Genomic DNA, 26409 nt, shown 5'->3' on the forward strand with positions numbered 1-26409 from the left:
TTAGTGTTGGCTATACTTAAATTGGATGTAATCAAGCAACAAATATGACTTAGTTGAATATTTTATTTAAGAGACAGCGTTTATGCAGCTTCGCACCCTGATTATGGCAATCATGTTTTTCAGCACCATGCTGCCTTTGGTGGTATTGCATATGATTAACATAGACAACGAAAGGGCATTACTGCTGAGTGAAACACAGTTTAAGTTAAAAGAAATTGCAGACATACAACATCAAAGGATTAAGACGCTGCTTGCAAATAAAAAGCAAGCAGTGGCATTGATTAAAAGTCGAACTCAGCTTCGCGCAATTATAAAAGAAAGTGCATCAAATTTATCAAAGCAACAAACTGAAAAGCTCAGGAAAATCATTTCCGATGTCATTGAAGCGACTGATAACATTGAAGGTATCGCCTTGTACAGTAAACAGCAAAATTTACTCTTCTCATCTAATAATTGGCTAAATATTCCGACTTTAAATCGAGGCGCCAGTTACGAAAAAAATGCCTTTAATGTTGAGGTGATTTTCATTGAAGACCAGCAACAATTACTGTTTATTGAACCAATCAACTTGAACAATGAAGTGATAGGTTTTATGAAAGTTGCGTTTAAAAGTGACGAATTAAACCGAATTGTCAGTGACTTTACAGGGTTAGGCCAGACAGGGGAGATAGTCTTAGCTGCAAAAGACAAAAATGGCGATGCTATATTTTTAACCCCAACCAGACATGACCCTTCAGTTGCACTTACTCTCACAGTCTCAAAGAATAATTTAGAAATCCCCATCACTCATGCGATGAATGGCGTCAATGATGTTTTCCCACATTATGTGGACTATCGGGATATTCCTGTCTTAGCCATTTCTCATCACATACCAGAAACCAATTGGGGCATGATAGTTAAAATAGACAAGCAAGAGATGTTCAGAAAACTGGAAGCGCTGACTCTACGCTCTTTCAAAGTGTTACTAGCGGCGCTCTTAGTGGTTACTTTTACTTCAATCTTGATTGCTGCTTGGTTTACAAAGCCCTTCATCAACATTTATTTAGCATTGGCTAAATCTGCAAAAGGGAAAATTGAGTTTATCGAAGAGCATTCAGCCATCAAAGAAATTAAAGAAGTAAGTAAAGCAATTAACTCAATGAATAAGCAAAGACTTGAGTCTGATAATTTTTTGCATAAATCGATTTCGGAGTTAACAGAGTTAAACGCCAAGCTCGACTCAGAAGCTGAGCGGTTTAAGCGTTGGAAGGAGTCTAACTTTATTGGCATCATTCATTCTGATGCACAGGGGCACATTTTAGAGGCTAACTCGACCATATTAGATATGATTGGGTACTCAAGAGAAGAGCTTGAAAGTGGAGAGATTGATTGGAAAAATTTAACCCCACCTGAGTATCTTCATTTAGATATAAAAGCTGTGGAAGAGGCCAATATTAAAGGGTATTGGACTCCCTTTGAGAAAGTGTATATCCATAAAGACGGGCATCCTGTTCCGATATTAATTGGTGGTTCAATTTTTAATAAAGACAGCCAAGAATTTATCGTTTTCGTGGTTAACTTATCTGAGAAGTATCATCAGATGAAAGAGTTAAAACGTTACAAAGGGATAATAGAAAATTCCCGTGATATGTTTGCTTTTCTTGATTTAGAGTATCGATATAAAACTGTCAATCAAGCCTACCTTGATATACATGGTTTAACCCGAGAAGAAATTATTGGTAAGTCGGTATCTGATATCTTGGGAGAAACATTATTTTTTAATAAATTAAAAGAAAAAATAGACAAGGCATTACAAGGGGAGTCAGTGAGCTTTATTGAAACTAACTTGCCAAACACAACAAAGATTAAAGCTTTAAAAGTATCATATGTCCCCTATTGGTCTGATGACGGCATGATAGTCGGCTTTATTTTTAAAGGAGAAGATATCACTGAGCTCGAAGCTAAACAGAGGATCATTGAACTTAAAGAAGCCGAGCAAAAGCACATCATAGAGTCTATGCTTGAAGGCGTTTTTACCGTCGATAGTAAGGGTAAATTACTTTCATTTAACCCAGAAGCTGAAAATATTTTTGGTTATAAAGAGTCCGAAGTGGTGGGTAGGAGTGTTGATATGCTCACTGACGGCGTAGGCCACCATAAGGAAAAAGTTCAGAATTTTATTAAAACTGGATTCTCGCAGATTATTAATAATCGCCTTGGTCGGGATATACGAGCAAAACACAAACAGGGTCATACATTCCCTATTAGAATCGCGGTCGCAAGCATGCCTCCGACAGAGCAAGGTGACTTGCACTTTATCGCTAATTTTCAAGATATGAGCGAACATGAGCAGCAGAGAAAACTTATAAATAGAAGTTTAAAACTAGAGTCATTAGGAAATATCGCTGGTGGCGTTGCTCATGACTTTAACAATATTTTGGGGATCATATTAGGCTATACCGAACTGTTAAATGAATTTAAACAAGACCCCAGTTCATGTATTGAAGCCATTGAAAATGCGTGTTCACGAGGCCAGAAACTAACTAATAATTTGCTCACTTTTGCAAAAAAGAATAATTTATCTCCGGTGCAAGTGAATATTAATCAGTTAATTGACAAGAATAAAAAGTTACTTGAAACGGCAATGACTTCAAAAATCAAGTTGCATATTGAGTTAGACAAACAAATTGGTGACGCCTATCTAGAAGAAAATTTATTTGAAGATTTGTTATTGAATATGGCAATCAATGCCATGCATGCCATGCCTGATGGTGGGCAGTTTTTGATAAAAACGTGTCGACATACTTTAAGTTATGAAGAGTCCAGCGCTCTTGAGCTTAATGCTGAAGAAGTGATAAAAATGACATTAACAGACACAGGATGTGGCATTCCTCCTGAGCATGTCGATAAAGTATTCGACCCATTCTTTACAACGAAAAAAGAGTCAGGCAATGGTTTAGGTCTCGCGCAATGCTATGGCTTTATCAAGTCTTGCGGTGGCAGTATTGATGTGGTTTCTGAGTTGGGAATGGGAACATCATTTTTAGTCTACATTCCAATGTGCGAGCACCGTGAAGTTGTAAAAGCCGTAGATGATAAAAAATTAGAAAGTCGATTACCTGACACATTACAACAAATTCTGCTTATTGATGACGAAGAGAGTATTCGCTTTTTGATCAGAACTTTTTTAGAGGCTGAAGGCGTTAAAGTATTTGATACAGAAGACCCCGTTGAAGCGCACAATATTCTCAAAGAACAACAAATTGATTTTGTGATCAGTGATGTTGTTATGCCGAATAACGGCGGTATAGAGTTTATTAAGCAAGCCAAACTACATAATCCAAGCTTAAACTATTTATTTATCTCGGGGTACATAGGCACTGATGACCCTGATCAAATTATTGGTGATGCAATTCTCTATAAACCCTTCAATAAAGATAAACTGCTCAATATGATCAATACTATTTTTAAAACTTAGTAATTAAGCAGGAAGAATACAGCCTGCTTAATTTATTCAAAGCTATTAACGTTCACCCTGAACTTCGAATTCATCTTCAATAAGGCGCGCTTTACCATCTGCTTCAATACGCCAAAGTTCGCGATGAACGACACCAAATGCTTTGTTCATGGTCCATTTTGAAGTCAAAATGAAGCTTGTATCATCAAATTTGCTCCACTCTACATGAGTATATTCAACATCTCTGAAGCCCTGATCAATAATGCCTTGCCAGAATGACTCTATCATTTGCCTGCCTTCAAAGGTGCCAAATGGGCGCGCTTGCATAATAGCATTATCATTATATTGCTCAGCACAGCCTTTAGCATCTTGGCTATTAAAGGCTTTTTGCCATGTTGCGATCCCTTCTTTGCATGCCTCTAGTACTTGTTGTTCGGTCATTTCTAGTCTCTCTTTTACATCAATATTTGTGAGGCTAGATTAACGAACTGAAAAGTTTTGAAAAACAGATATAATAGAAAAAACTGTTTTTCTATACAGAACAATGAAATGAAACGCTTAAAACAAATGATGATTTTTGCCGCGATAGTTGAAGCAGGATCTATATCTGCAGCAGGTGAGCAACTATCACTCTCAAAGTCAGTGATCAGTCAAAACTTAAAAGACCTTGAGCATGCGCTTGGGGTTATTTTGTTAAAACGTACAACGCGAAAGTTGTCTCTCACAGATGCGGGAAATCGGTTTTATTTGCAATGCAAAGAGATAAACCAGATTGCCAGTAATGCGTGGGAACAGGCTCAAACTTTTCTAAATGAACCTAAAGGGCGAGTAAGGATCACAGCGCCAAATGCTTTGATGGAAACTTTAGTGACGCCAGTGATTGCTGAGCTGATCAAGCGCTACCCAGACCTAAAACCTGAATTGATAAGCGCCGATGAGCAGTTAGACTTTATGGAGCATGATATTGATTTGGCAATTCGAGTTGGCCGCTCTTCAGATAGCAGTTTAACGCAAAAGCGCATTGGCTCATTCAAAGATGTACTTTGTGGTATGCCAGAGTTTGCTGGTCAGCAATTAAGGTCGTTACCCTATATTGCCAATGTGTGGCAAGGTAAAAAGGTATCGCACACCTTTGTGGAAGAGAATAAAGAAGTGCAGCAATTTTCTACAGAGGCACAATGTATAACGAACTCGTTTTACTCATGTATATCATTGCTTAAAGCGGGTGCGGGCATTGGAGTTGTGCCTGATTTTTATTTGTCTCAATTTGCCGATGAGCTGGTGGCTGTAAATTCTGAATTAGTACTGCCTAGTAATCCTGTTTTCGCAATGCACCCTTATGGCAAAAATCAACCATTGAATGTCAGAGTGTGTATTGAAGCGATAACAGAGCAACTAACAAAATTAGTTGCTCAAAGTACCCATTAATTTAAGCTTGATAAAGTTCATAGAATGATACTTGATCAGGCTTACTGAGCGCCTTAGGGCGCATTGCTTGTACTTTTTCTTTCGCTTCAGCTTTGCTGTAGCCCAGCTCAACGAGCAATATGGCAATCATTAAGCCTGTGCGACCAGAGCCACCCTTACAATGTACAGCGACAGTTGCCGGTGTATTAAGTAAAGTCAGCAGCGCTGATCTTTGCTTTTGCCAAGCATCAAAAAATTGTTCATCAGGTCCTTTATCATCAGAAATAGGTAATTGAAACCAAGTGATGTTTTGGTTAGCACAGACTTCACCGAGTGTTGAGGCATTATTTTCAGCAAGTTCTTCATCAGACATCAGTGTCACAATGGCACTGGCACCAGCCGCTTTCAATTGCGATACAGAGTCGACTAAATTAGCGTCTTTTATCCCCGGACAAGGCGTGAACAAAAAACTAATGTCGTTTTTTACGGTTAATTTATCAAATGGATGTAAAGACATAATTTTTCCTTTCTAGAGTTAAGGGCAACAGGCTGAAACACGGGCTGGTCTGTCACCCATTTCATTTAAGCGCGCCAAGTCATTTGCTAAAAATTCAGAGTTATTCTCCGTGGTGCTGCTCAGCACAGTTTTAGCCCACTCTGGGAGTTCGCTGTTAATGCTGTAAAAGACCCATTGGCCCTGACGCTTGTCGGTAAGTAATCCGCACTTTCTGAGCTGCGCCAAGTGACGCGATATTTTGGGCTGGCTTTCTTCAAGTGCAGCCATTAATTCGCACACACACAACTCTTGCTCTTTCTCTATAAGAAGCAGGCTTTTCAAGCGAGTTTCATCTGCAAGACATTTATAAAATTGTACAGGTTCCATAATTTTCCTCAGCCTTGGATAGCAAGCTTCAACTCGTTCGCTTAATTAAGAGGGTTAGTATAAGAAGCTTGCTAAAACAAAGTGCGCTTTTATTTAAGCGAAAATTGAATATATGAAAAATCATATATTTAATTGTGTTTTCCAGCAAGATTTTACTAATAAATGTAGTCAGTTTATGTCTGCATGGAATGAAATGAGCTCAAAAGCCTCAATAGCGAACAGTTCCAATTGCTATTAATTGATAAATAAGTAGATGAAAATGATGGATATTTAAATTATTGTATATTGAATTCAAACTTTGGAGCGATGTATGGAACCAGACTATACGCATTACACTTACAGGGAATTACTTGAGGCTTTAGAAAGTATTGATAAAGAAGCCTACCCAAAGCGGGTTAAAGCGTTGGAGTTACGACTTAAAACTTGGTCTGAAGAAACGGTTCTGAAAGCTAAGCGGCCAAATAACAATCTGATAGGTAGCGTTACTATATTCATTTCCATGGCATATTGCACATGGATACTGTTCACGGAAGGATTAGTTAAAGCTAAACTTTTTTTTGCGCCTTTTATCTTGATAGCAACACCGTTTATTTATTTGCTGCAAAAGCGAAAGTATCAGCGACATAAAGACGATTATTTACGACTAGATAAACAAGGTGTCAGGTTTAAACTTGCTAAAAATGAGCACTTTCTACTTTGGACAAATGTTCGTAGTGTAATTTGTTCAGTGAATAAGTCTCATCAGGCTTATTTCTTTGAAGCAGATAGCAGTCAACATTCATGCTCTTTTGAAGCGCGCGAATTCGAGGTAGATGAAGACGCAGTCTTTGATTTTATTTCTCAGCAAGCAAAAAAGCATAGTTTTGACATGAAGTCCGATTAGCGCAGGTTTCTCAAGATTTGTTATGACTGAATAATATTATTGGTGCCGTATTGGCACTAATGTTTTTAAGAATTGCGTATTTTTCTGCACAGATATTCTCCGTACGATCACATTAATCACTTTTATCGGAGAATGTCATGAACAAACTTAGCTATACACTTAGCGCAGTTGCTTTAGCCTTAGTGCTGAGTGGCTGTGGTCAATCGAATGCACAACAAGGCCAACAACCGCCGCCATTAACTATTGATGTGGCTAACGTTCAATTAGAGGAAGTTCAGTCTTGGCATACGTTCACGACTCGATTAGAAGCACCTGAACGTGTTGTTCTTAAACCACGAGTATCTGGTCAACTTAAAAGCATGGCATTCAAAGAAGGTGAGCGAGTAGAAAAGGATCAATTACTTTTTAGCATTGACCCTCGTCCATTTGCAACTCAGGTTGAAAGCTTGAAAGCACAACTTGTAAGTGCAGAAGCAGCATTAAGCCAAGCGCAAGGCGAAGCGGAGCGCGCACAACGTTTGGTTGCTAAAAATGCCATGTCGACAGAGCAAGCAGATCAACGTGATGCGACTTTGCGTCGTGCCATCGCAAACAAAAATGCCATTGCTGCACAGCTTGAAAAAGCGCAATTAGACTTAGAGTTTAGCCAAGTAACTGCGCCTATCAGCGGCGTTATTTCTCGTGCCGATGTCACGCAAGGTAACTATGTGAGTGCCGGTGATACAGCCCTTACAACCATTGTTTCTGATGACTTGGTATATGCGTATTTTGATGTAGACGAACGCACATGGAGCAAGCAGTTTGCTGGCATGAATGCAGATACTGGCGTGATGGTGCAATTACAACGTATCAATAGCCAACAGCCAATTGCAGGTAAAGTCGACTTTATTGATAACGAAATCAACCCAACAACTGGTACGTTGCGTGTTCGCGCAGTGTTTGACGCGCAAGCGCATAACTTAAAGCCGGGTGCCTTTGCACGTATTTCAATGGCTGCACAAACGCCAAAAACCTTGGCAATTGTACCGGAGCGCGCAATTGGTACTGATCTCAAAAACCGCTTTGTTTTAACCGTAGATGAAAATAACACCTTGCAATATCGCTTGGTTGAGCTTGGTGAGCGCTACGGTGCGTACCGTGCCATTAAAAGTGGTTTAGTTCGTGGCGACCGTATTGCAGTAAATGGTCCAGCACGCGTTGGTCCAGGTATGCCAATTACACCGAATAAGGTGGCATTTAATTTTGAGAATACTCAGTTTGTTCTTAAGTCTACAAATACCTCAAGTGATTTATTAGTCAGCGCAGCGAAGTAGAGAGTATTATGAACTTTTCACACTTTTTTATCTCAAGGCCCATATTCGCGGCCATGCTCTCTCTGATCTTCGTGATCACTGGAGCAATTTCATTGTTTCAGCTACCAGTAAGTGAATATCCAGAAGTGGTACCACCTACGGTTGTGGTAAACGCAACGTATCCGGGTGCTAACCCGAAAGTTATTTCACAAACAGTTGCAACGCCCCTTGAGCAAGAGCTAAATGGCTTAGAGAACATGCTTTATCACTCGTCTCAAGCTACCAGTGATGGCCGTTTGACGTTAACTGTGACATTTGCACTGGGGACTGATCTTGACCAAGCGCAAGTACAAGTGCAAAACCGAGTGAATAACGCCTTGCCGCGTTTACCACAAGAAGTACAGCGCTTAGGTGTAACGGCACAAAAGTCGTCACCAAACTTGGCGATGGTGGTGCACTTGGTTTCACCTGATGGCGCTCAAGATACCGCTTATATGGCCAACTATGCTGATATTTATATCAAAGATGAGCTTAAGCGTTTACCGGGTGTGGGTGACTTACAGCTATTTGGTGGCTCAAAATATTCAATGCGTGTGTGGTTAAATCCAGATGCATTAGCGGCTCGTAACCTCACAGCGACAGATGTAATGGGCGCTTTGCGCACGCAAAACCAACAAGTGGCAGCGGGTTCTTTAGGTGCACAACCTTCGCCTGAAGAAAACCAGTTTCAAATTCTTTTAAACGTTAAAGGGCGTTTAGAAAGCATCGAAGAATTTGAGCAAGTCATCATCAAAGTGGGAGAAAACGGTCAGCTTACACGTCTTAAAGACATTGCTAAAATTGAACTGGGTCAAGAGAACTACGCATTGCGTGCCATGCTTGATAACCAGCCAGCACTCGCGATGCCGGTATTCCAGCGCCCTGGCTCAAACGCAATTCAGCTGTCAGATGATGTGCGCGAAACCATGGCGCGTTTGCAGCAAGATTTCCCAGCAGGCATGACGTATGAAATAGCCTATGACCCAACGGTTTTCGTACGCGGCTCAATCGATGCCGTGATTGCAACCCTAGCTGAAGCGATTCTATTGGTTGTTGTGGTCGTAGTGTTGTTCTTACAAACTTGGCGCGCCTCTATTATTCCTCTAATTGCTGTGCCAGTTTCATTGGTTGGTACTTTTGCCATCATGCAATTACTAGGTGTGTCTATTAATACCTTGTCGCTGTTTGGTCTTGTGTTGGCAATCGGTATTGTTGTGGATGATGCCATTGTTGTTGTTGAAAACGTTGAGCGTAATATTGCCGATGGTCATAGTCCATTTGAAGCTACTAAAATCGCGATGAGTGAAGTAACAGGCCCAATTATTGCGATTGCATTTGTACTGTGTGCGGTATTCATTCCTACGGCGTTTATTACCGGTCTTTCAGGACAGTTTTATAAGCAGTTTGCGTTAACCATTACTATTTCAACGCTTATTTCAGCGTTTAATTCATTAACGTTATCACCTGCATTGTCGGCAATTTTATTAAAGCCACATGATGCACCACAAGATAAGCTGACAAAATTACTGAACGCGTTATTCGGTACTTGGTTATTCAAACCATTCAATCGCTTATTTGATAAAGGCGCACAAGGCTACGAAAAAGTCGTGAAAAAGCTGATCCGTATGAGTGTGGTTGTCGGTGTGGTGTATCTTGCTTTAGTTGGCTCAACTATTGGCTTATTTAACTCTGTACCGGGTGGCTTTATTCCTCAGCAAGACAAGCAATATCTAGTTGCAGTGGCACAACTGCCAGATGCGGCAAGCCTTGATAGAACTGAAGAAGTTATTAAGCAAATGCAAGAGATTGCCTTGGAAGTACCGGGCGTTGCGCATACGGTTGCTTTTCCTGGTTTATCGGTAAATGGCTTCACCAACAGCACCAATAGCGGCATTGTGTTCACGCCACTGGATGATTTTAGCGAACGTAATGACCCTAGCTTGTCGGCCTTTGCCATTGCAATGCAATTAAACCAACGTTTTGCTGCCATTGATGAAGCGTTTGTGGCTGTATTCCCACCACCGCCAATTCTGGGTTTAGGCACAACAGGTGGCTTTAAACTTCAAATTGAAGACAGAAGTAACCAAGGGTTTGAAGCGCTGTTTGCTGCACTGCAATCAACCATTGGCGCTGCACAAAAAGACCCTGCACTCATGGGCTTATATTCAAGCTTTAGAATTCAAGTACCGCAAATGGACATTAACATTGACCGTGAGCAAGCGCTAATTCAAGGCATTCCGTTAGACGAAGTATTCAACGCACTACAAGTCTATTTAGGTTCTGCATACGTGAATGACTTCAATATGTTTGGCCGTACTTATCAAGTAAAAGCGCAAGCTGAAGCGAAGTTTAGGTCGAAGAAAGAGCAGATCAATAACTTAAAAGTGCGCAATGCTGCAGGCCTCATGGTGCCTCTAGGTTCTGTTGTGACTGTAGAAGAAACCACAGGTCCTGATCGTGTGATGCACTATAACGGTTATGTTACCGCTGAATTGAACGGCAGCCCTGCACCGGGTTATAGCTCAGACCAAGCGCAACAAGCCATTGAAGCGGTACTGGCGAAAACACTGCCAGAAGGGATCACCTATGAGTGGACTGAGGTGACGTATCAACAGATCTTAGCGGGTAATACTATGGTGTATGTATTCCCACTGGTGGTTGTATTGGTCTTCATGGTATTGGCAGCGCAATATGAAAGCTTACGTTTGCCATTGTCGATTATTTTAATTGTACCAATGACGATTTTCTCAGCGCTGGCAGGTGTTTACATGCTCGGTGGCGATAATAATATCTTTACGCAAATTGCTTTGATTGTACTGGTTGCGCTGGCTTCTAAGAATGCAATCTTAATGGTCGAATTTGCCAGAGATAAGCATTTACAAGGTGCAACGCATCTAGAGGCGATCATTGAAGCGTGTCGTTTACGTCTTCGTCCAATACTGATGACATCAATTGCCTTTACGGCAGGTGTAGTACCTCTGGTACTGGCATCAGGCGCAGGGGCTGAAATGCGTCAAGCAATGGGTAATGCCGTATTCTTCGGCATGATTGGTGTAACGGTATTTGGCTTGTTATTCACGCCAGTATTCTATCGTCTAGTAACGGCTAGGGAGCAATAAAATGCGCGTATTTAAAATGACGTTATCGGGTATTGCTCTGGCCGTGTTGGCAGGATGTGCAAGTGCCCCAAATATTGACCAAGCACTGCAAACGTCGCAAACCTTCAGTAATGCATTAAACACACATGTGTTGTTATCTGAAGTGGCGAAACAAAGCGAACAAAACTGGTGGCAGCAACTGAACATCGCTGAGTTAGACCAACTTGTGGTTGATGTATTGGACAAAAACCAAAACTTAAAAGCATCGTCGGCGCGTTTGCGCGCCGCCCTTGCTGGGTTATCAGTGCAGCAACGCGCAAACCTGCCGCAAGGTGGCTTATCTGTATCTGGTAACCGCTCTAATACGCCTAGTAGCACAAATCCAAATGCAGATGTTGTGAGCTCAGCAGCCGCGGGTGGTAACGTGAATTGGCAACTGGACTTATCGGGTCGCATTGCTGCACTTACTTCAGCGGCAGAAGCGGTTGCAGTTGATAGCCAAGCGCAATATCAGCAGTTACTGACTGAGCTAGTTAGCACGTCTGTTCGTAGCTTTTTACAATGGCAGAACTTACAACAGCAACATGCATTAACCCTTAACCAATTAAAAGCACTCGAAGACTCGATGGAGATCATTCAAGTGCGTATTGAAGAGGGCATAGCGACAGATCTTGAGTTAAATAGAACACGTGTGCAGTACTTTGAGCTTAAGCAACGATTGCCTCAAATTGGTGTTGAGCTTGCCCAAGTTGAGCAAATTCTAAGTGCACTAACCGATAAACGTGCCGATGAACTTAGTTTCACTGTGTTGAGTCAAACAGACTACGATGCGCTTAATTTAACAGTGAATGTGCAATCGGCAGATGACGCACTCATGCAGCGCGGTGATATTCGTTCAGCGATGGCCAAGGTACATCAACAAGGTTATTTGGCACAAAGTGCAGAGCGTGCGCTTTATCCTGATATTAGCTTATCGGCCTTTGCTGGCGTGTTAAATATACCGGGTATGAACTTCAATAATACCCAATCGAATTGGCAAGTTGCGCCAAGCATCAATTGGTCTTTATTCAGTTACCCGCAGTTATTGGCTCAACTTGACGCTCAAACTGCATTATCAGAAGCAAGCTATCACAGTTATAAGCAAACTTTGACCGATGCATTGTCGCAAACTGAGCTGTCTTTACGTGCTTTACAACATGCTCAGCAGCAGTTTGCACTCTCTACGCAAACTGTAAAAGCCGCGCGAGCTGCTTATCAACAAGCTGAAGCGGGATATCAAGAAGGACAATTAGCCTACCTTGATTTACTTGCAGCAAGACAAGACGTGCTCAGTGCTGAGCGCAGCCAAGTGTTGATCCGTAACCAATGGTTAAGTGCTTCTGTTGCAGCATATAGCCAATTGAGCGGTGGCTGGTCATCACAATTAATCTCTAATCTCTAACAGAGGAGGCCTCATGTACAAGGATAACAACAAAATGAATGCATTGGAGTTACGCCAACATGGGGCTGACTTCGATTTGAAAATGACACAGCTCGATTTGCCTACTCCTAGAGGCAATGAGCTATTGATAAAAGTAGAGTGTGTCGCATTAAATCATTTAGATGCCAGCTTTGCTGAAAAAGGCTTTAGCCAGTGGCAATATCCACATATTTTGGGCTCAGATGCTGTGGGTACGGTTGTTGATGCACCAAAAGGAGTATTTCCGGCTAAAGGCGCACGGGTTTTATTTCATGCGAACCTTGCCCAGCAAGGCATGCTAAAGCAATTTACTGTTATGCCAAATCATGCGGTTTCTGAGTTACCAGAGCAAATCGAAAGCGAATTAGCTGTTGCATTGCCAAACTCGGGTATGGCGGCATTGCTTGCAATTGAAAAACTTAAGTTGCAAGAAGGGGACACACTCGCAATAAATAGTGCACAAGGTGCAGTGGCTCATTTTGCGATTCAGTATGCAAAAAAACAGGGAGCACAAGTATTTGCGTTTGCTCAAAAGCCACATCATAAACGTTTGAAAAAACTGGGTGCTGACTTTGTGTTTGATTGTAGTAAAAAAGACGATGCAATCTGTGCGCAAATAAAGCACGAAATTGGCCCTGATGGCTTTGATTGTGTGATTAACACAATTGGCAAAGAAAGCGTCGTTCAAGATATTCAAAAACTAAGGTTCTGTGGGCGTATAGCTTGTCTAAATGGGTTTTCTGCGATCCCCGAAGAGTTACTATTCGAAAAAGCACCTAATATTGGCGTGGTGTCGATTGCAGGTGCTTGGTTGGCAAATAGTTTATGCGCACAACAGCATTTATGTTTTATGGGCGAAACGCTTTTAAAGGATATTGAAAGTGGTGTCATACAAGCACCAGAAATAGAGTTGATTGAGTTTAACGTCGAAAGCGTAAAAGACACGTTACAATGCCTTTTGAACCAAACCTGCATCAAGCGACCCGTTGTTAAAATTACTTAATGTTTGTGAAAGCTTATTGAAAATAAGCTTTCACAAAATCGATAAATACTCTCAGTTTGTAAGGCGGGTAAATGAGCTGAGGGTAGAACATATAAAGCTCGCCACTGTTTTTTATTTTCTCTTGTTGTAACACTTCAACGAGCTGACCTGAATTTAGCTCATCTTTAACGAAATAATTCGCGATCCTGAAAAGCCCACCGCCTTGTTGAGCTGAGCGCTTTAACATGTGATTATCGTTACTAGATAGCCAACCATTGATGTTTACTTGTTGGGAAGTAAAAGGCCAGATGGTTTGCTCAGTCACTGTCAGGCATTGGTGATTTTCTAAGTCAACAACCGAGGCTATTGGACCATTTGATTTTAGGTAACTCGGAGAGGCAACAATGATATGCTCATAGTTGAACAGTTTATTGGCAACCATGTTATCTGGCGGTGATGAGGTGGCACGAAAAGCCAAATCAAAATCTTGTTGGTTTAAATTAAACGTCCGGTAACTTGAGTTAATTACAAACTCAATATTCGGATGCTGTTGTTTAAACTTATGGCAAATGTCGAAAAGAAAGATGCTCGCAAACATTTTTGGTGCAGTGAGTCTTATAACCCCAGTAACTTGTTGTGAGTCAGTGGTTTTTTCGATATCAAACAACTGGGTTCTTATTCGCAATGCTTGTTCATAAACGTGAACACCTTGGGCGGTAAGTTTGACACTACGCGTTGTTCTTAGAACTAAAGGCGTTTTTAAGTGGGTCTCAAGCTGTTTTATTTTTTCAGAAAGATAACCTTTAGAGATTCCTAACTGTTCCGCGGCTTTTGTAAAGCTAAGTTGTTCTGCTAGTGTTAAAAATAGCATCAGCAACTCAACACGTTTATGTTCATTTATAATCATTACTGTTTGCTATATAAAACAATGTTTTCTTAATTATACCCTTTTATTCATTGCACAGAACAATAAACTAGAGAGACTAAAAAACTAATTAAGGTGACTTGATGACGAAACAGACTTTACCACTTAAAAAATATTACCCTTATGTCAGTCGCATTGCCTACGGATGTATGGGTTTAGGCGGTGAGTGGGATAATTCTTCGATTATGAATAAAGATATCTCACAAGCGCATTCTGTGATTGAAGCGGCACTGGCTTATGGTATTAATTTCTTCGACCATGCTGATATCTATCGAAATGGTAAAGCTGAGCAGGTTTTTGGTGAAGTGTTAAAGAAAAAACCGGAACTGAGAGAAAACATGATACTGCAATCTAAATGTGGGATCCGTTTTAAAGAAGGGGTTTTACCTGGCCGTTATGACTTTTCTGAAAAGTGGATCAAGCACTCGGTTGAAGGCAGTTTAAGACGTTTAAATACTGAGTACCTAGACATTTTAATGCTGCACAGACCAGATCCCTTAATGCAAATTGAAGAGTTGGCTGAGACATTATTAGAATTAAAATCAGCAGGCAAGGTTAATCATTTTGCGGTTTCTAATATGAGTCATCACCAGATTTCATATATGCAGAAACATCTTGAACTGCCAATAATCGCAAACCAAATCGAGATGAGTTTAGGAAAGCTGGATTGGCTCAATGACGGTGTCATGGTGGGCAGTGCGGGCAATCATCAGGTGGACTTTGTAAGTGGTACTCTAGAATATTGTCAAAATGAGCGGATACAACTCCAAGCTTGGGGATGTTTAGCTAAAGGTCGGTTCTCAGATCAAGGTTTGCAGTCAGAGTGTCATGTGACGAGACTAACTACCAAACTCATCTTTGAATTGGCTGAAGCACATCATGCAACACCAGAAGCGATTTTACTGGCATTCTTATTAAAGCATCCGAGTAATATTCAACCTGTTATTGGCACAACTAATTTAGATAGAATAAAAGGTGCGACCATGGCGCTCGATTTCGAGCTTACAAGAGATGAATGGTATAGCCTTTTTGTGAGTGCGAGAGGGCAAGCACTACCTTAGAATGAAGAGGAATTAATAAGTGCTATTGGTTGTTAAAAAGGGTCACATAATGTCACCCTTTTAGTTTGAAACTCTCTTATAAAGAGAATGTTCTTGCTACTGACAGCACGATACGTTCATCGGCTGTATCCCAATCTAGGTTGGTGTTTTCAGCAGCCACTTCAATATTAAAACCTTCGTAGCTTGTCTGATAAGCTAGACGATAATGATGGTAAGACTTGTCAGTTGCTTGCCAGCTAAATTTATCACCATCTAATGAGTTTGAGATATCAAAGCTGGCTCTTAAATTGTGGTTTGGCGCAAGTTCAACGGTGTGTGCCACCATCGCAATCGTATGGCCCGCATCTGTTCCAAAATAATCCCAGCTATACCAGAAGTTAAACTCGGTATTACCTAGCTCATTGTTAAAACCGAACTTGGCGTATACTTCAGGGTAGTTACCGTCGCTAGAAGCGCTTTCACCATGATACGTGTAATAAGCGATACCATAATCAATGCTCCATTGGCTGTTTAATTCAGCGTAGTGGCCTACATAAAAATCCCACTCTAAGTTAGTGTCGGTACCCAAATCGACATTCGATGCCCAAGAGCCTGCATATACGCCATTATCGAATGCTTTATCAAGACTCGCTTGAATAGCAGGGCCATTATCAGTTTGGCTAACACCATTGAAAGTATAATCAGATGCGCCAGTAACGGTTGTACTCCAATCTGCCATTGCCAAATTTGAGCATAGCGCGAGAGAAATAAGAGATGTTTTAATCATTGTTGTCATAATTAGCTTACTGTTTCTATTTTTGTATAGTCGATTTCATTTTCTTTTGGTGAACCTTCAATATTGGCTACGGCTTTATATTTTTTCACCAAGATATAACCAAAACAGGCGAAGAAAATGCCGATCACAATGGCGCCAACCCATTGGATCTGTAAAAAGTTGAGTTTGAAAAGTAGGGTCAGTAGAGACAATGCGCCAATGTTCAGCGCGATGTACTTTGCTTTACCTAATTTCTGTACTGTCATGCCCAAATTGTCGGTGTACAAACGCACAAGCGAGTCGAGAGAGTTGATCACAAATACAATACCAACAAACACCATGGCAAAATTCACTAAGCCATTTGTGGCAATGCCAGCTTCATGGTAGTGATAAAGCACTGCAAACCAAGCCGCAATTGGAATTGATGGGAATACCAGCATCGCAGCGAGTACTTGATAGGTCTTTAGTCCACCCACGAAACGTGAAGTAAATTGACCGATCATAATGCTCCAAGCAAACCACCAGAATAAGTAAAACTCATGGTAATCATTAATTGGCAATACAAACTGATGCATGTTGGCAAAATAGTCGCCGATCAAAGCAAAGTTATTGAAGTAACCCGAAATCGCACTGTCACCAAATACGAAAGCATTGGCCCACATTAACGCAATTAAACCAATGAATACCCAAGTGGTAGTGATACTTAAAAAGCGTACATACTTAATGTCAGTGCTTGAGTAAACGGCAAACGCGATGGCTGCAAATACAATGAGGTAGAAAGTCGGAATGATTGACTCACCGTCTCCCATGCTCGGTAAATACCAAGGCAGGTTTGAAAGTAGTAGATATGCAGTAAACGCACAGGTACCGATGATCACCACGTTATTAATAAGCTTTACTAGAGGGATCTCGAAGAACTTTACTTTAGGTTCAATTACACAGAAATAAAAGCAGGTAAGGAAGTAGAATCCCCAGATCAAGAAACCCCAAAAACCAAACTCGATAGCAAGTGGGTTTGTGAAGCCATATTCTGGGCTTGCGTTTATGTCTGCATAACCTGCAAACTCAGTGAGAGGAAACATCACTAAGCCAACATCTAGACCTGAAGTAAACAAGATAGCAATAAAGGTAAAGGTTTTGACCGGTGTAACACCGACCACTTCGACGTTGCCCCATTTATAAATAATGAAAGCAATTGAAAGTAGGGTAAATAAAATGCCCGCACTAAGCCATAAGGTCATTGTCACCCTCCCAAAATAAGTAGAAATAACTCATATTTTCTCCCGTTATGATTGTTATATGTCGTTGCTCTCATTCAACCTAAACGGCTCACCATGACAGCAAGGTGCAACAATTAAGTGCACCTGTGAGATTCTTTATCTTTGCTTGCTACGCCAACCTTCATGCAAATGCACTTTGGCATTCATAGGTGCCAATGGCGTGGTACCTAAAATCATATCTGCGGCTTTTTCAGCGACCATGACAGTGGGGGCGTTCAAGTTGCCATTCGGAATAGTTGGAAAAATAGAAGAGTCCACCACTCGCAGGCCCTGAATACCATGAACTTGGGTTTGCGAGTTCACAACGGCCATCTCATCTTCGCCCATTTTGCATGAACACGAAGGGTGGTAGGCACTCTCGACGGCTTGTCGGACAAACTCATCAATCTGCTCATCAGTTTGTATATGTTCACCAGGTTGAATTTCACCATCACGATAGTCATCAAAGGCAGGTTGAGAGATGATCTCTCGCGTGAGGCGCACACAGGCTCTAAAGCCCTCAATGTCATCTTGGTGTTGCAAGTAATTAAATTGAATTTTCGGCGGCACCAGCGGGTCATTTGACTGAATGGTTACACTCCCTCGACTCTTCGGTTTGTTATGTCCAACATGTACTTGGAAACCATGGCCATCAAATGCAGACTTACCATCGTAACGGATCGCCGCTGGCAAAAAGTGATATTGAATATCAGGCCACTCAATACTGGCTTTTGAGCGAATAAAAGCACAAGATTCAAAGTGGTTTGTAATGCCAAGCCCTGATTTATTCAACACCCATTCAGCGCCGATCAAGCCCTTTGAAATCAAGCCAAGTTTACCGTTTAAAGTAATTGGCTTTTTACACTTGTATTGGAAGTAAAACTCCAGGTGATCTTGTAAGTTTTTACCGACTCCCGGCAACTCATGCTTAACTTCGATACCCGCATTTTCTAAGGCTTTGCGTTCACCGATACCAGATAATTGCAGAATATGAGGAGAGCCTATTGGGCCCGCGCTTAAAATGACTTCTTTACTAGCATCCGCTTGGCATACTTTGTCACTCACACGATATTCAACGCCTGTGGCTTTTTTATCGAGCAAACACACCTTGCTGACAAGGGCACCTGTGACCACAGTTAAATTGCTGCGATGTTTAATTGGGTCTAAATACTCGCGTGAGGTTGAACTACGCACGCCGCCTTTTACCGTCATGTGCATCGGGCCAAAGCCTTCTTGCTGCTCACCGTTGTAGTCATTTGTCACTGGGTATCCGGCTTGAGCGCCCGCCTCAATAAAGGTGCTATAAAGCGGGTTTTTCATTTCATTACCGTTGTTGACGCCCAGTTCACCGGTGCCACCACGATAGGTGTTCTCACCTTGATACCAGCTTTCAGCTTTTTTGAAATAGGGTAAGCAGGCTTGATAATCCCAGCCTTGTGCACCGTGCGCTTGCCATTCATCAAAGTCTTTGGCGTGACCTCTCACGTACACCATGCCATTAATTGAGGACGACCCACCTAGCACTTTGCCACGTGGGCAGTGCATTTTTCGGTTGTCTAAATAAGGCTCTGCTTCAGTATGAAATTGCCATGCATACTTGTCAGTATTCATTGGAATAGACAGCGCAGTAGGCATCTTGATAAAAATACTCTTATCAGAGCCACCTGTTTCTAGTAATAGTACCTTGTTTTTTGCATCCGCTGAAAGGCGATTTGCCAGCACACAGCCCGCAGAGCCTGCACCGACGATGATGTAGTCGTACTGCATATTAGACTCCTAAAATGGGCTTTCGATTTGACTCATACCCACATAAACCGACTTGGTTTGTGTATAGCTATTTAAAGTCTCGATGCCATTTTCGCGACCAATACCTGATTGTTTGTAACCGCCAACTGGCATTTCGGCAGGGGAATTACCATAGCTATTTATCCAACAAATACCGGCTTTAAGCTGGTGGATAACACGGTGCGCGCGTTGAATATTTTGACTAAATACACCGGCACCTAGCCCTAGCTCAGTATTGTTAGCGCGGGTGATCACATCAGCTTCATTTTCGAAAACTAACACGCTCATAACTGGGCCAAAGATCTCTTCTCTGACAATGGTCATGTCGTCAGTACAGTCTATGAAAATAGTCGGTGCAACGAAGTAGCCGTTAGGTGCTGATTCAGGTGATAAAGCATGGCCACCTGTTAGTAAAGTGGCACCTTCGGCTTTGCCTTTTTCGATGTAATCCAGCACCAACTCTTGGTGTTTTTTGGAAATAAGCGCGCCCAGATTAACATTAGGATCAAGGGGATCTCCTGCGATAATATTTGCTTCAGTGCGCGCTTTAAGCTCTTTAATAAATTGCGTATAAACCGATTTGTGAACATATACACGAGTACAGTTAGTACAGATCTCGCCCTGGGTATAAAAATTACCTAACATGGCTGCACTTACAGCTTCTGTGATATCGGCGTCATCAAATACGATTAATGGTGATTTGCCGCCAAGCTCCATGGTCACATCTTTTAAATTCGATGCGGCGCTTTGCATGACTTTTTTACCTGTGCCAACTTCGCCAGTGAACGATACTTTTTCGATCTCTGGATGTGTTGTCAGCCATTGTCCGATTTCTGCAGCACCTTGCACAACGTTGAATACACCTGCAGGCATACCCGCTTCAATGAAGATTTCAGCTAGCTTAATTGCGCCAAGAGGTGTTTCTTCTGATGGCTTAAAGATTAAAACGTTACCAGCAGCAAGCGCAGGGCCTGATTTCCAACATGCAATTTGTAGCGGGTAGTTCCATGCACCGATACCTGCACAAATACCTAAAGGCTCTTTGCGGGTATAGAAAAAGTCGTTGCCAACGGGTTGTTGTGTGCCGACTTGTGTAGGTGCAAGACCTGCAAAGTATTCAATTACATCGGCGCCAGTTTGAATGTCTACACAATCCGCTTCTTGAATTGGTTTACCTGTGTCTAATACTTCAATTTTAGCTAGCTCGTCGTTACGCTCACGTAATAAACAAACGGCTTTGTTTAGAATTCTACTTCTTTCGATTGGAGCCATTGCTGACCAAGCAGCAAAACCTTCGCGTGCACTGGCAATGGCTTTTTTTTGAATTGACTCATCTGCAACTTCGACTTGATAAATTACTTCGTCAGTTGCAGGGTTTTTCACTGCAAAAGTTTCTTTACTTTGGTTTGGCACAAATTGTCCATGAATAAAATTCTGATAAACAGGAGTGGTCATTTTTAGGCTCCACAAGATGAAATGAGGGAAGACACATAATGTTTTGCAAGTTGCTCGGCTTGCTTAAATTCTTGCTCTGAGGCCTTACTTAAAACAGCCCTTAGCCATAAGCCATCGATCATACCCGCCGCTAATTTAGCAGCGCGTTTGGCATCGTTTTCTGGCATTAACGTTTTGAAAGAAAATGCTAGGTTACTGTATAAGCGTTTTGCATTTACGGTTTGCAATCGGTGCAATTGTTCATCATGCATTGATTGCGCCCAAAAACTTAACCAAGTTTTGGTACTACTGGTTTGCTGTTGAATAACTGAAAAGTTCGCCTCAACAATAAACATTAACCGTTCTTCAGCAGAGCAAGATAGCTGGGTTTTACTGATTAAACTGGTTTTCAAACTATTTAATAAAAAGCGTACAGTCGCCTCAATGAGGCCTTGCTTGCCTCCAAAGTAATGGCTAATGATCCCTGAGGATAAGCCCGCTCTCTTACTAATGCTGTTTATGGTCGTGGCATGTAAGCCCACTTCTGCGACCGACTCTAACGTTGCTTCAATGAGTTGTTGGCGACGTATCGGTTCCATTCCTACTTTTGGCATAACTTTTTATTAATTGATCGTTCAATTAAAATAAATTCTATAGAGTTCTAAGTAATTTTTCAAGCTTGTATAGGTTTTTGCTATTTGTTCTTATAAATGTGCTTGGTTTAACTTTTTGTTTATTATTGGTTTTAACTTTTTATGTTTGGTTTTAATTATTTTTGTTTGAGTAGTTAAATTTATAGTTAAAATTATTTGTTCCTGTGGTTTTTTACTGGTTTTTACATTGATTAAGTTGTTTTAAATTGCGGGGAGGGGCGTTTTTTATGGTGCTATTTTAAAATTTACAGGGTGTTTGCTGAAAATATAGTCTGAAATAGTGCTTGTACGGCTAGTGTTCCTAGTGATTTGTAATTTGATTCGAGTTCTAATAATTGTTAATATGCTTCGAATACAAAGTATTTGAAAGCCACTTTGTAGCGTCATGCCTTTCTTGGTTAAATTTATAAATCACTGAATATAAACAAATAACCTTAATTGGATTATTCGGGTGTGTGTGCGTTTTAAAGTTTTAAATCAAATTATTTTCGACAATGGTTTGTATTTAGTAAGTGTTTTCTCGCATTAACCTATTTATGGAGAGATCATGTCAGCCGTAGCAAGTAGTTATTACGACTGTGATGAAATTGTTGAATTTAATCAAATCCGCCATGGTCAGTTAAATAGCAGAATTTATGTGACTGACTCGACGATAAAAACCCCAAATACTTTCCATGAGGCATTAGTTCAAGTCGCTTTAGCGCAAGGTTATGGCAAGATAATCGCAAAAGTAAAAGGCTCACAATTATTATCTTTTTTGAAAAAGGGCTATAAGATTGAAGCGACAGTACCGGGTTATTTCGGGAGCGAAGATGCGGTATTTATTTCTTATTTTTTAGATAAAAATCGTGAGCAAAGTGAATTCAGTCAACAATACGATGAAATCGTTGCCGAAGCCTTAAAATCTAACCCTTGGCATCTGGGAAAGTTTAACGAGCCGGTTCAATTCAGAAGCTGTAATCTCACCGATATTCGTGCTTTAAGTAAATTATACGGGCATGTTTATACTAATTACTCATCCCCTGTAAGTAATGAAGAATTCATTAAGACGAGCATGAATAGTGGTGTGCAATACTACTGCGCTGATTATATGGGCGTTATTGTTGGTTGCTTGCGTGTTGAGCTAGATAAAGACACCAGCAATGCGCGTATTTACGATCTAGGCGTGATGACGCAATTTCAGAATCAAGGCATAGCATCTGCGCTTTTAAACAAAGTTAAGCAGTTTTTACAACAACAAGATATTAAATACGTTTATACCTTATGTTTGGCGACTTCATTACCTATCAACAAGATATTTTCGCAGCAAAAATATGAGTTTGGTGGACGGCTAACTAATAACAATCGAATTGAAGATGAATTCAAGTCTTTGAACCTCTGGTTTAAAAAGTTAGCAGAGTAATAATACCAATCCTCAAAATAGATCACTTAATTAAGAGGATTGGTAAAATCAGAAGGGTGACAATATAAGATTACTGTCTTTGATTAAAAAGCTTATTCTGCTTCTGTTTGCTTTTGGCTGCTGAGGTGCATCGGATCAATTTCAAGCACAGGTGCAGCATCGATTTCTGTTGCATCCATCATAGAAGCAATACGTTGCATAGAGGAAAGCAATAAAGATTGCTCCCATTCTTCTAGCTGACAAAACTTTTGGATAAAGTGCTCTTGTAGAGGTTGTGGTGCATCAATTAATGCTGTCTTACCATCTTCAGATAAAAACAACCCAACACGTCGTTTGTCTTCAGAGCTTCTAACTCGTTGGATCAAGCCGCGGTTTTCAAGTCTATCTAATATGTTCGTTACTGTTGCTGCACTGAGGTTAATTTGTTTGGCAACCTGACTCGCCGTCACACCTTTAACTCGCGCAATTTCTTGCATGATAAGTAACTGTGGACCTGTTAGACCCGATGATTTATTTAATTGCTTAGAATGCAAGTCAATCGCACGGATGACTTTTCTGATTGAGACTAGTAGCTCTTCGTATTTTTCCATGATTACAGCACTGATAGACTATTTGTGCCGATAATAGCATCTATCTCAAAAGGATTAAAATACTGATGAAGAATCAGTGATTTTAGTATTTAGCGTATGTTGGAAAGGCACTATCAGGCAAGTTTTGCGTTTATCAAAATCTTTTTTAGTGCCTTAAATTGTTCTTTTTGTAAATTTTTTGTTCTTTTAAGTCTAATTAAGTTCATCCTTTTGCATTAAATTTGTTGCTATAAATACTCTCGCTCATATAATGTTCACAAAAAGTGCATAGTAGTGCACTTTACTTTGTGGTGCGGTGTGTATGCGGTTTTGTGTTCTAACATTTTTTCTTTTACTTCCTAATTGGTGTTTTTCACAAACGCCTTTGGTGGTAGATATCATGCAAAGTGAAAACTTTACGCAGCGTTATCAAAGTTTTTTAAATGGTCGCTCCCCTTATGAAGTCAAAGACTTTCATGCCACAACAAAAGGATCACACATAGAAATTATTGAAATGATCCTGTTACAACAAGCGTTAAAACTTGGAGGTATTGATAGACCTATCGTTTTTAACCCAAAACCTTCTATCAACATTTTAGAATATTCAGATCTAATTGCTGGAGACAGTCTGGTTTTGGCTCGCTCTGTGTGGCATGAAGACATTCTCAATTATCGAGGGTCATTGTTTGTAAGTGAACCTTTAGTTAAATTTGGCGAATACGAAGCTGGTTTATATGTTGCTAAGCGTAACGTGCATCTCCACAATTTAGCTAAGGCTCAGCTAGAAAGCCTAACCGTGGTTGCAAACCCCAGGTGGAAGGTAGATTGGCGTGCACTTCATAATACCGACTTAAACATTGTGAGCTTTATTGGCCTTTGGGAAACCATGTTGGAAATGGTAGAGACCAGTGTGGTGGATGCTATGCTGATCAACTTTAGTGTTAGTCAAAGCTTAGAGTTAAACTTTGAGAATCGCTTATATGTGCCGATCAATAATATTAAGGTATTTTTGCCAGATTCTAGACATTTTGTCGTAAGTAAACGCCATCCAGAAGGTCGCGCAGTATTTAAGGCGCTCAATAAAGGTCTAAGTATACTTCGAACAAATGGCACAATAGAAAAAGCGTTGAAACAGTCAGGTTTCATTAATGAGAAAGTCACGGATTGGCAAACGATAAACATTCAAATGCTCAATCCGGGATTGCAATGATTAAATATACTTCTCAGCTTATTGCGTTATTTCTTTTCTTTTTTTGTTTTGAATCTTCCAGTAAAACATCTGCGTCTAAGTTTCAAACAAAAAGTTTTGCTGAGCTACCCGCAAAGCTAGAGGTGTATAAAAAAGCAGTATTGGCAACATATGACTTAAAATTATTGCCAAACCTAAAGGCGCTCGAGCAAGAAGCGGCTTCTGTTAACAATGCTAAAGTTCAAGCTGAAGCATTATTATTGGTGGCATTACTTAAACACCGTTACGGTGACTACAAAGAGAGCTTAACGCTTAATCAACAGGCGCTAGATATTGCGGTGGAGCAGGCCGATCCCGCTCTGTTGATCAGTGTTTACCTTTCAATTGTTCATTTAGAGGTATCTTTAGAGCGCTTTAAGCAAGCATCAGAAAAAATGAATAAAATAGCACTTTTAGTCAATCAATTACCTAAAGTCAGTATTTTGAGGGCTAAGGTTTTTCTTTGGCAGGCTAGGATCTATTTCAGTAAAGGTAGTTATTTGCAAGCATTGTATGTGCTAGATGACGCGCTAGACAAACCGAATATGAGCAAGTCGATTTACATTGAGTTGCTGATTGAGAAAGCCAAAGTAAAGTTAGAAATGGGTGAGCACATTGCAGCACAGAATTTGATTGATCAAATTAGCCAGTACAACTCAGACAGTCAATTCCATCATACTAAGTTAATGGTTAAAGTGCTGCAAGCGAAGACATACCTTCAAGCTGGTTTGTTTGCAAAAGCGATTTTAACTGCCCAAGATGGTCTACAAAGTACTTTTCACACACGTTTTTTAGAAGAGCAAGCACAATTACAACATACTCTGGCTGCCAGTTTTGCTCAAATCCAAGATTATCAATGGGCGCATCTATATCTGAAGCGCTATGCATTTACACAAAAGGCATTAGACCTGCAAAAAAGAAATAACAAGTTACTGCAGCTTGAGGCTAGGTTTGACTTTGATCAGCAAAGGCAGCAGTTGTCTTTACTCGAAAAAGATAATGCCCTAAAAGAGCAACAGATAACGCAACAGATGCAAGCAATCGAAAACACCGCTTTATTACAACAGCGAGTGATATTACTTGTGGTGTTGTTTTTTACATTACTATTTTTTATATATTGGCGCTGGCAAAACAGACGTACGTTGAAAATACTTGAGCAGCAAGTTGCTCAGCGTACACAAGAGCTTGCAATTAGAAATAAACAGCTTCAAGCATTAAGTTATACAGATAGTCTAACAGGGGCCTATAATCGTCACTTCTTATTCACCCACATTGACGAATATTTACCCACTGATATTATGACCGAGTCAACCATTATGTGTTTAATTGATATCGACTTGTTTAAGCGGGTCAATGACACCTATGGGCATAGCGCAGGTGATGCAGTTCTAAAATCTTTTGTAACTGTGCTAAAACAAACGATTAGGCAAAATGATGTCATTATTCGTTGGGGTGGTGAAGAATTTTTACTATTAATGCCTAATATCTCGCGTGACGCAGCAGCAGAAATACTAGAGCGGATCAGAGTTAATATAGAGTCTTTTGAGTTTAAAGATAATAACATACGAATTCCGGTTACTGCTTCATTTGGCTTTACACCATTTCCTTTGCAAAGAAACTCGGCTTTGCTTGACTGGGAGCAAACCATCGAACTTGCAGACTTGTGTTTATATACGGCGAAGAACGGTGGCAGGAATGCATGGGTTGGGATCACAGAAGCAAAGTTTGACAAAGCCCTTAAGGCTGAAGATATTGTTAATAATGCCAAGCAATTAATAGAGCAGGGAAACCTAAAGGCAATCTCAAACCGTGAGGAGATCGTCAATACCATGATAAACTAAACAAAAAGTTTATCTATTT

At 40.7% G+C, this 26409-nt stretch carries 21 protein-coding genes; 11 read left to right on the plus strand and 10 right to left on the minus strand.

All coding sequences use genetic code 11. The features are described 5' to 3' along the window. The first annotated feature begins 82 nt into the window (after positions 1-82). Entirely contained in the window at positions 83-3457 is a 3375-nt protein-coding gene (locus ACXAC4_RS05860; protein ID WP_475159745.1) for a hybrid sensor histidine kinase/response regulator, read from the plus strand. Positions 3458-3502: 45 nt separating this feature from the next. Here ACXAC4_RS05860 and ACXAC4_RS05865 read toward each other — a convergent pair whose 3' ends face one another. After that, the gene (locus ACXAC4_RS05865; RefSeq protein WP_475159746.1) at positions 3503-3877 is read right to left on the minus strand and encodes a nuclear transport factor 2 family protein; all 375 of its coding nucleotides are present in this window, start codon (positions 3875-3877) and stop codon (positions 3503-3505) included. 108 nt (positions 3878-3985) lie between these two features. Between ACXAC4_RS05865 and ACXAC4_RS05870 the strand changes: the two genes are divergently transcribed. Then, positions 3986-4864, plus strand: a complete 879-nt coding sequence (locus ACXAC4_RS05870) for a LysR family transcriptional regulator (protein ID WP_475159748.1) — start codon at positions 3986-3988, stop codon at positions 4862-4864. Position 4865: 1 nt separating this feature from the next. Here ACXAC4_RS05870 and ACXAC4_RS05875 read toward each other — a convergent pair whose 3' ends face one another. Both ACXAC4_RS05875 and ACXAC4_RS05880 read right to left on the minus strand, forming a co-directional pair. Beyond that, positions 4866-5360: a phosphatase domain-containing protein gene (locus ACXAC4_RS05875; RefSeq protein ID WP_475159749.1), complete on the minus strand. Its 495-nt coding sequence runs from the start codon at positions 5358-5360 to the stop codon at positions 4866-4868. 18 nt (positions 5361-5378) lie between these two features. Then, the gene (locus ACXAC4_RS05880; RefSeq protein ID WP_475159752.1) at positions 5379-5726 is read right to left on the minus strand and encodes a metalloregulator ArsR/SmtB family transcription factor; all 348 of its coding nucleotides are present in this window, start codon (positions 5724-5726) and stop codon (positions 5379-5381) included. Positions 5727-6036: 310 nt separating this feature from the next. Here ACXAC4_RS05880 and ACXAC4_RS05885 point away from each other — a divergent pair, with 310 nt between their 5' ends. The 5 genes from ACXAC4_RS05885 (at position 6037) to ACXAC4_RS05905 (ending at position 13500) form a co-directional block, all read left to right on the plus strand. Beyond that, positions 6037-6609, plus strand: coding sequence for a hypothetical protein (locus ACXAC4_RS05885; RefSeq protein ID WP_475159753.1), 573 nt, complete (start codon positions 6037-6039; stop codon positions 6607-6609). A gap of 137 nt (positions 6610-6746) precedes the next feature. Then, positions 6747-7922: an efflux RND transporter periplasmic adaptor subunit gene (locus ACXAC4_RS05890; protein WP_475159755.1), complete on the plus strand. Its 1176-nt coding sequence runs from the start codon at positions 6747-6749 to the stop codon at positions 7920-7922. An 8-nt stretch (positions 7923-7930) separates the two neighbouring features. Further along, positions 7931-11059, plus strand: coding sequence for an efflux RND transporter permease subunit (locus ACXAC4_RS05895; protein ID WP_475159756.1), 3129 nt, complete (start codon positions 7931-7933; stop codon positions 11057-11059). Position 11060: 1 nt separating this feature from the next. Further along, entirely contained in the window at positions 11061-12479 is a 1419-nt protein-coding gene (locus tag ACXAC4_RS05900) for a TolC family protein (RefSeq protein ID WP_475159758.1), read from the plus strand. A 13-nt stretch (positions 12480-12492) separates the two neighbouring features. Beyond that, on the plus strand, positions 12493-13500 hold the full coding sequence (locus ACXAC4_RS05905) for a zinc-binding dehydrogenase (protein WP_475159759.1): 1008 nt from the start codon (positions 12493-12495) through the stop codon (positions 13498-13500). Between the two features lie 13 nt (positions 13501-13513). On the opposite strand, the gene ACXAC4_RS05910 is transcribed toward ACXAC4_RS05905, so the two are convergent. After that, entirely contained in the window at positions 13514-14386 is an 873-nt protein-coding gene (locus ACXAC4_RS05910; RefSeq protein ID WP_475159761.1) for a LysR family transcriptional regulator, read from the minus strand. 101 nt (positions 14387-14487) lie between these two features. On the opposite strand from ACXAC4_RS05910, the gene ACXAC4_RS05915 reads away from it, so the two are divergent. After that, on the plus strand, positions 14488-15465 hold the full coding sequence (locus ACXAC4_RS05915; RefSeq protein WP_475159763.1) for an aldo/keto reductase: 978 nt from the start codon (positions 14488-14490) through the stop codon (positions 15463-15465). Positions 15466-15541: 76 nt separating this feature from the next. Here the strand turns inward: ACXAC4_RS05915 and ACXAC4_RS05920 are convergent, their stop codons facing one another. From ACXAC4_RS05920 to betI, 5 genes are all read right to left on the minus strand, one after another. Next, positions 15542-16240: a TorF family putative porin gene (locus ACXAC4_RS05920; RefSeq protein WP_475159764.1), complete on the minus strand. Its 699-nt coding sequence runs from the start codon at positions 16238-16240 to the stop codon at positions 15542-15544. Between the two features lie 2 nt (positions 16241-16242). After that, a complete protein-coding gene (locus ACXAC4_RS05925) occupies positions 16243-17460 on the minus strand; it encodes a BCCT family transporter (protein ID WP_475159765.1) in 1218 nt (405 codons plus the stop codon). 135 nt (positions 17461-17595) lie between these two features. After that, entirely contained in the window at positions 17596-19245 is a 1650-nt protein-coding gene (gene betA, locus ACXAC4_RS05930; RefSeq protein WP_475159767.1) for a choline dehydrogenase, read from the minus strand. A 9-nt stretch (positions 19246-19254) separates the two neighbouring features. Further along, entirely contained in the window at positions 19255-20718 is a 1464-nt protein-coding gene (gene betB, locus ACXAC4_RS05935; RefSeq protein ID WP_475159768.1) for a betaine-aldehyde dehydrogenase, read from the minus strand. Positions 20719-20720: 2 nt separating this feature from the next. Next, a complete protein-coding gene (gene betI, locus ACXAC4_RS05940) occupies positions 20721-21311 on the minus strand; it encodes a transcriptional regulator BetI (protein ID WP_475159770.1) in 591 nt (196 codons plus the stop codon). 586 nt (positions 21312-21897) lie between these two features. On the opposite strand from betI, the gene ablB reads away from it, so the two are divergent. After that, on the plus strand, positions 21898-22752 hold the full coding sequence (ablB, locus tag ACXAC4_RS05945; RefSeq protein WP_475159771.1) for a putative beta-lysine N-acetyltransferase: 855 nt from the start codon (positions 21898-21900) through the stop codon (positions 22750-22752). A gap of 92 nt (positions 22753-22844) precedes the next feature. On the opposite strand, the gene ACXAC4_RS05950 is transcribed toward ablB, so the two are convergent. Continuing rightward, positions 22845-23342 carry a MarR family winged helix-turn-helix transcriptional regulator gene (locus tag ACXAC4_RS05950; RefSeq protein ID WP_349285918.1) on the minus strand — a complete coding sequence of 166 codons (498 nt, stop codon included), beginning with the start codon at positions 23340-23342 and terminating at the stop codon, positions 22845-22847. 379 nt (positions 23343-23721) lie between these two features. On the opposite strand from ACXAC4_RS05950, the gene ACXAC4_RS05955 reads away from it, so the two are divergent. After that, positions 23722-24531: a hypothetical protein gene (locus ACXAC4_RS05955; protein WP_475159774.1), complete on the plus strand. Its 810-nt coding sequence runs from the start codon at positions 23722-23724 to the stop codon at positions 24529-24531. Continuing rightward, on the plus strand, positions 24528-26390 hold the full coding sequence (locus ACXAC4_RS05960) for a diguanylate cyclase (protein WP_475159776.1): 1863 nt from the start codon (positions 24528-24530) through the stop codon (positions 26388-26390). The genes ACXAC4_RS05955 and ACXAC4_RS05960 overlap by 4 nt, the downstream gene beginning before the upstream one ends. Positions 26391-26409 lie beyond the last annotated feature (19 nt).

Source organism: Pseudoalteromonas sp. AWM4_233 (assembly GCF_056158285.1).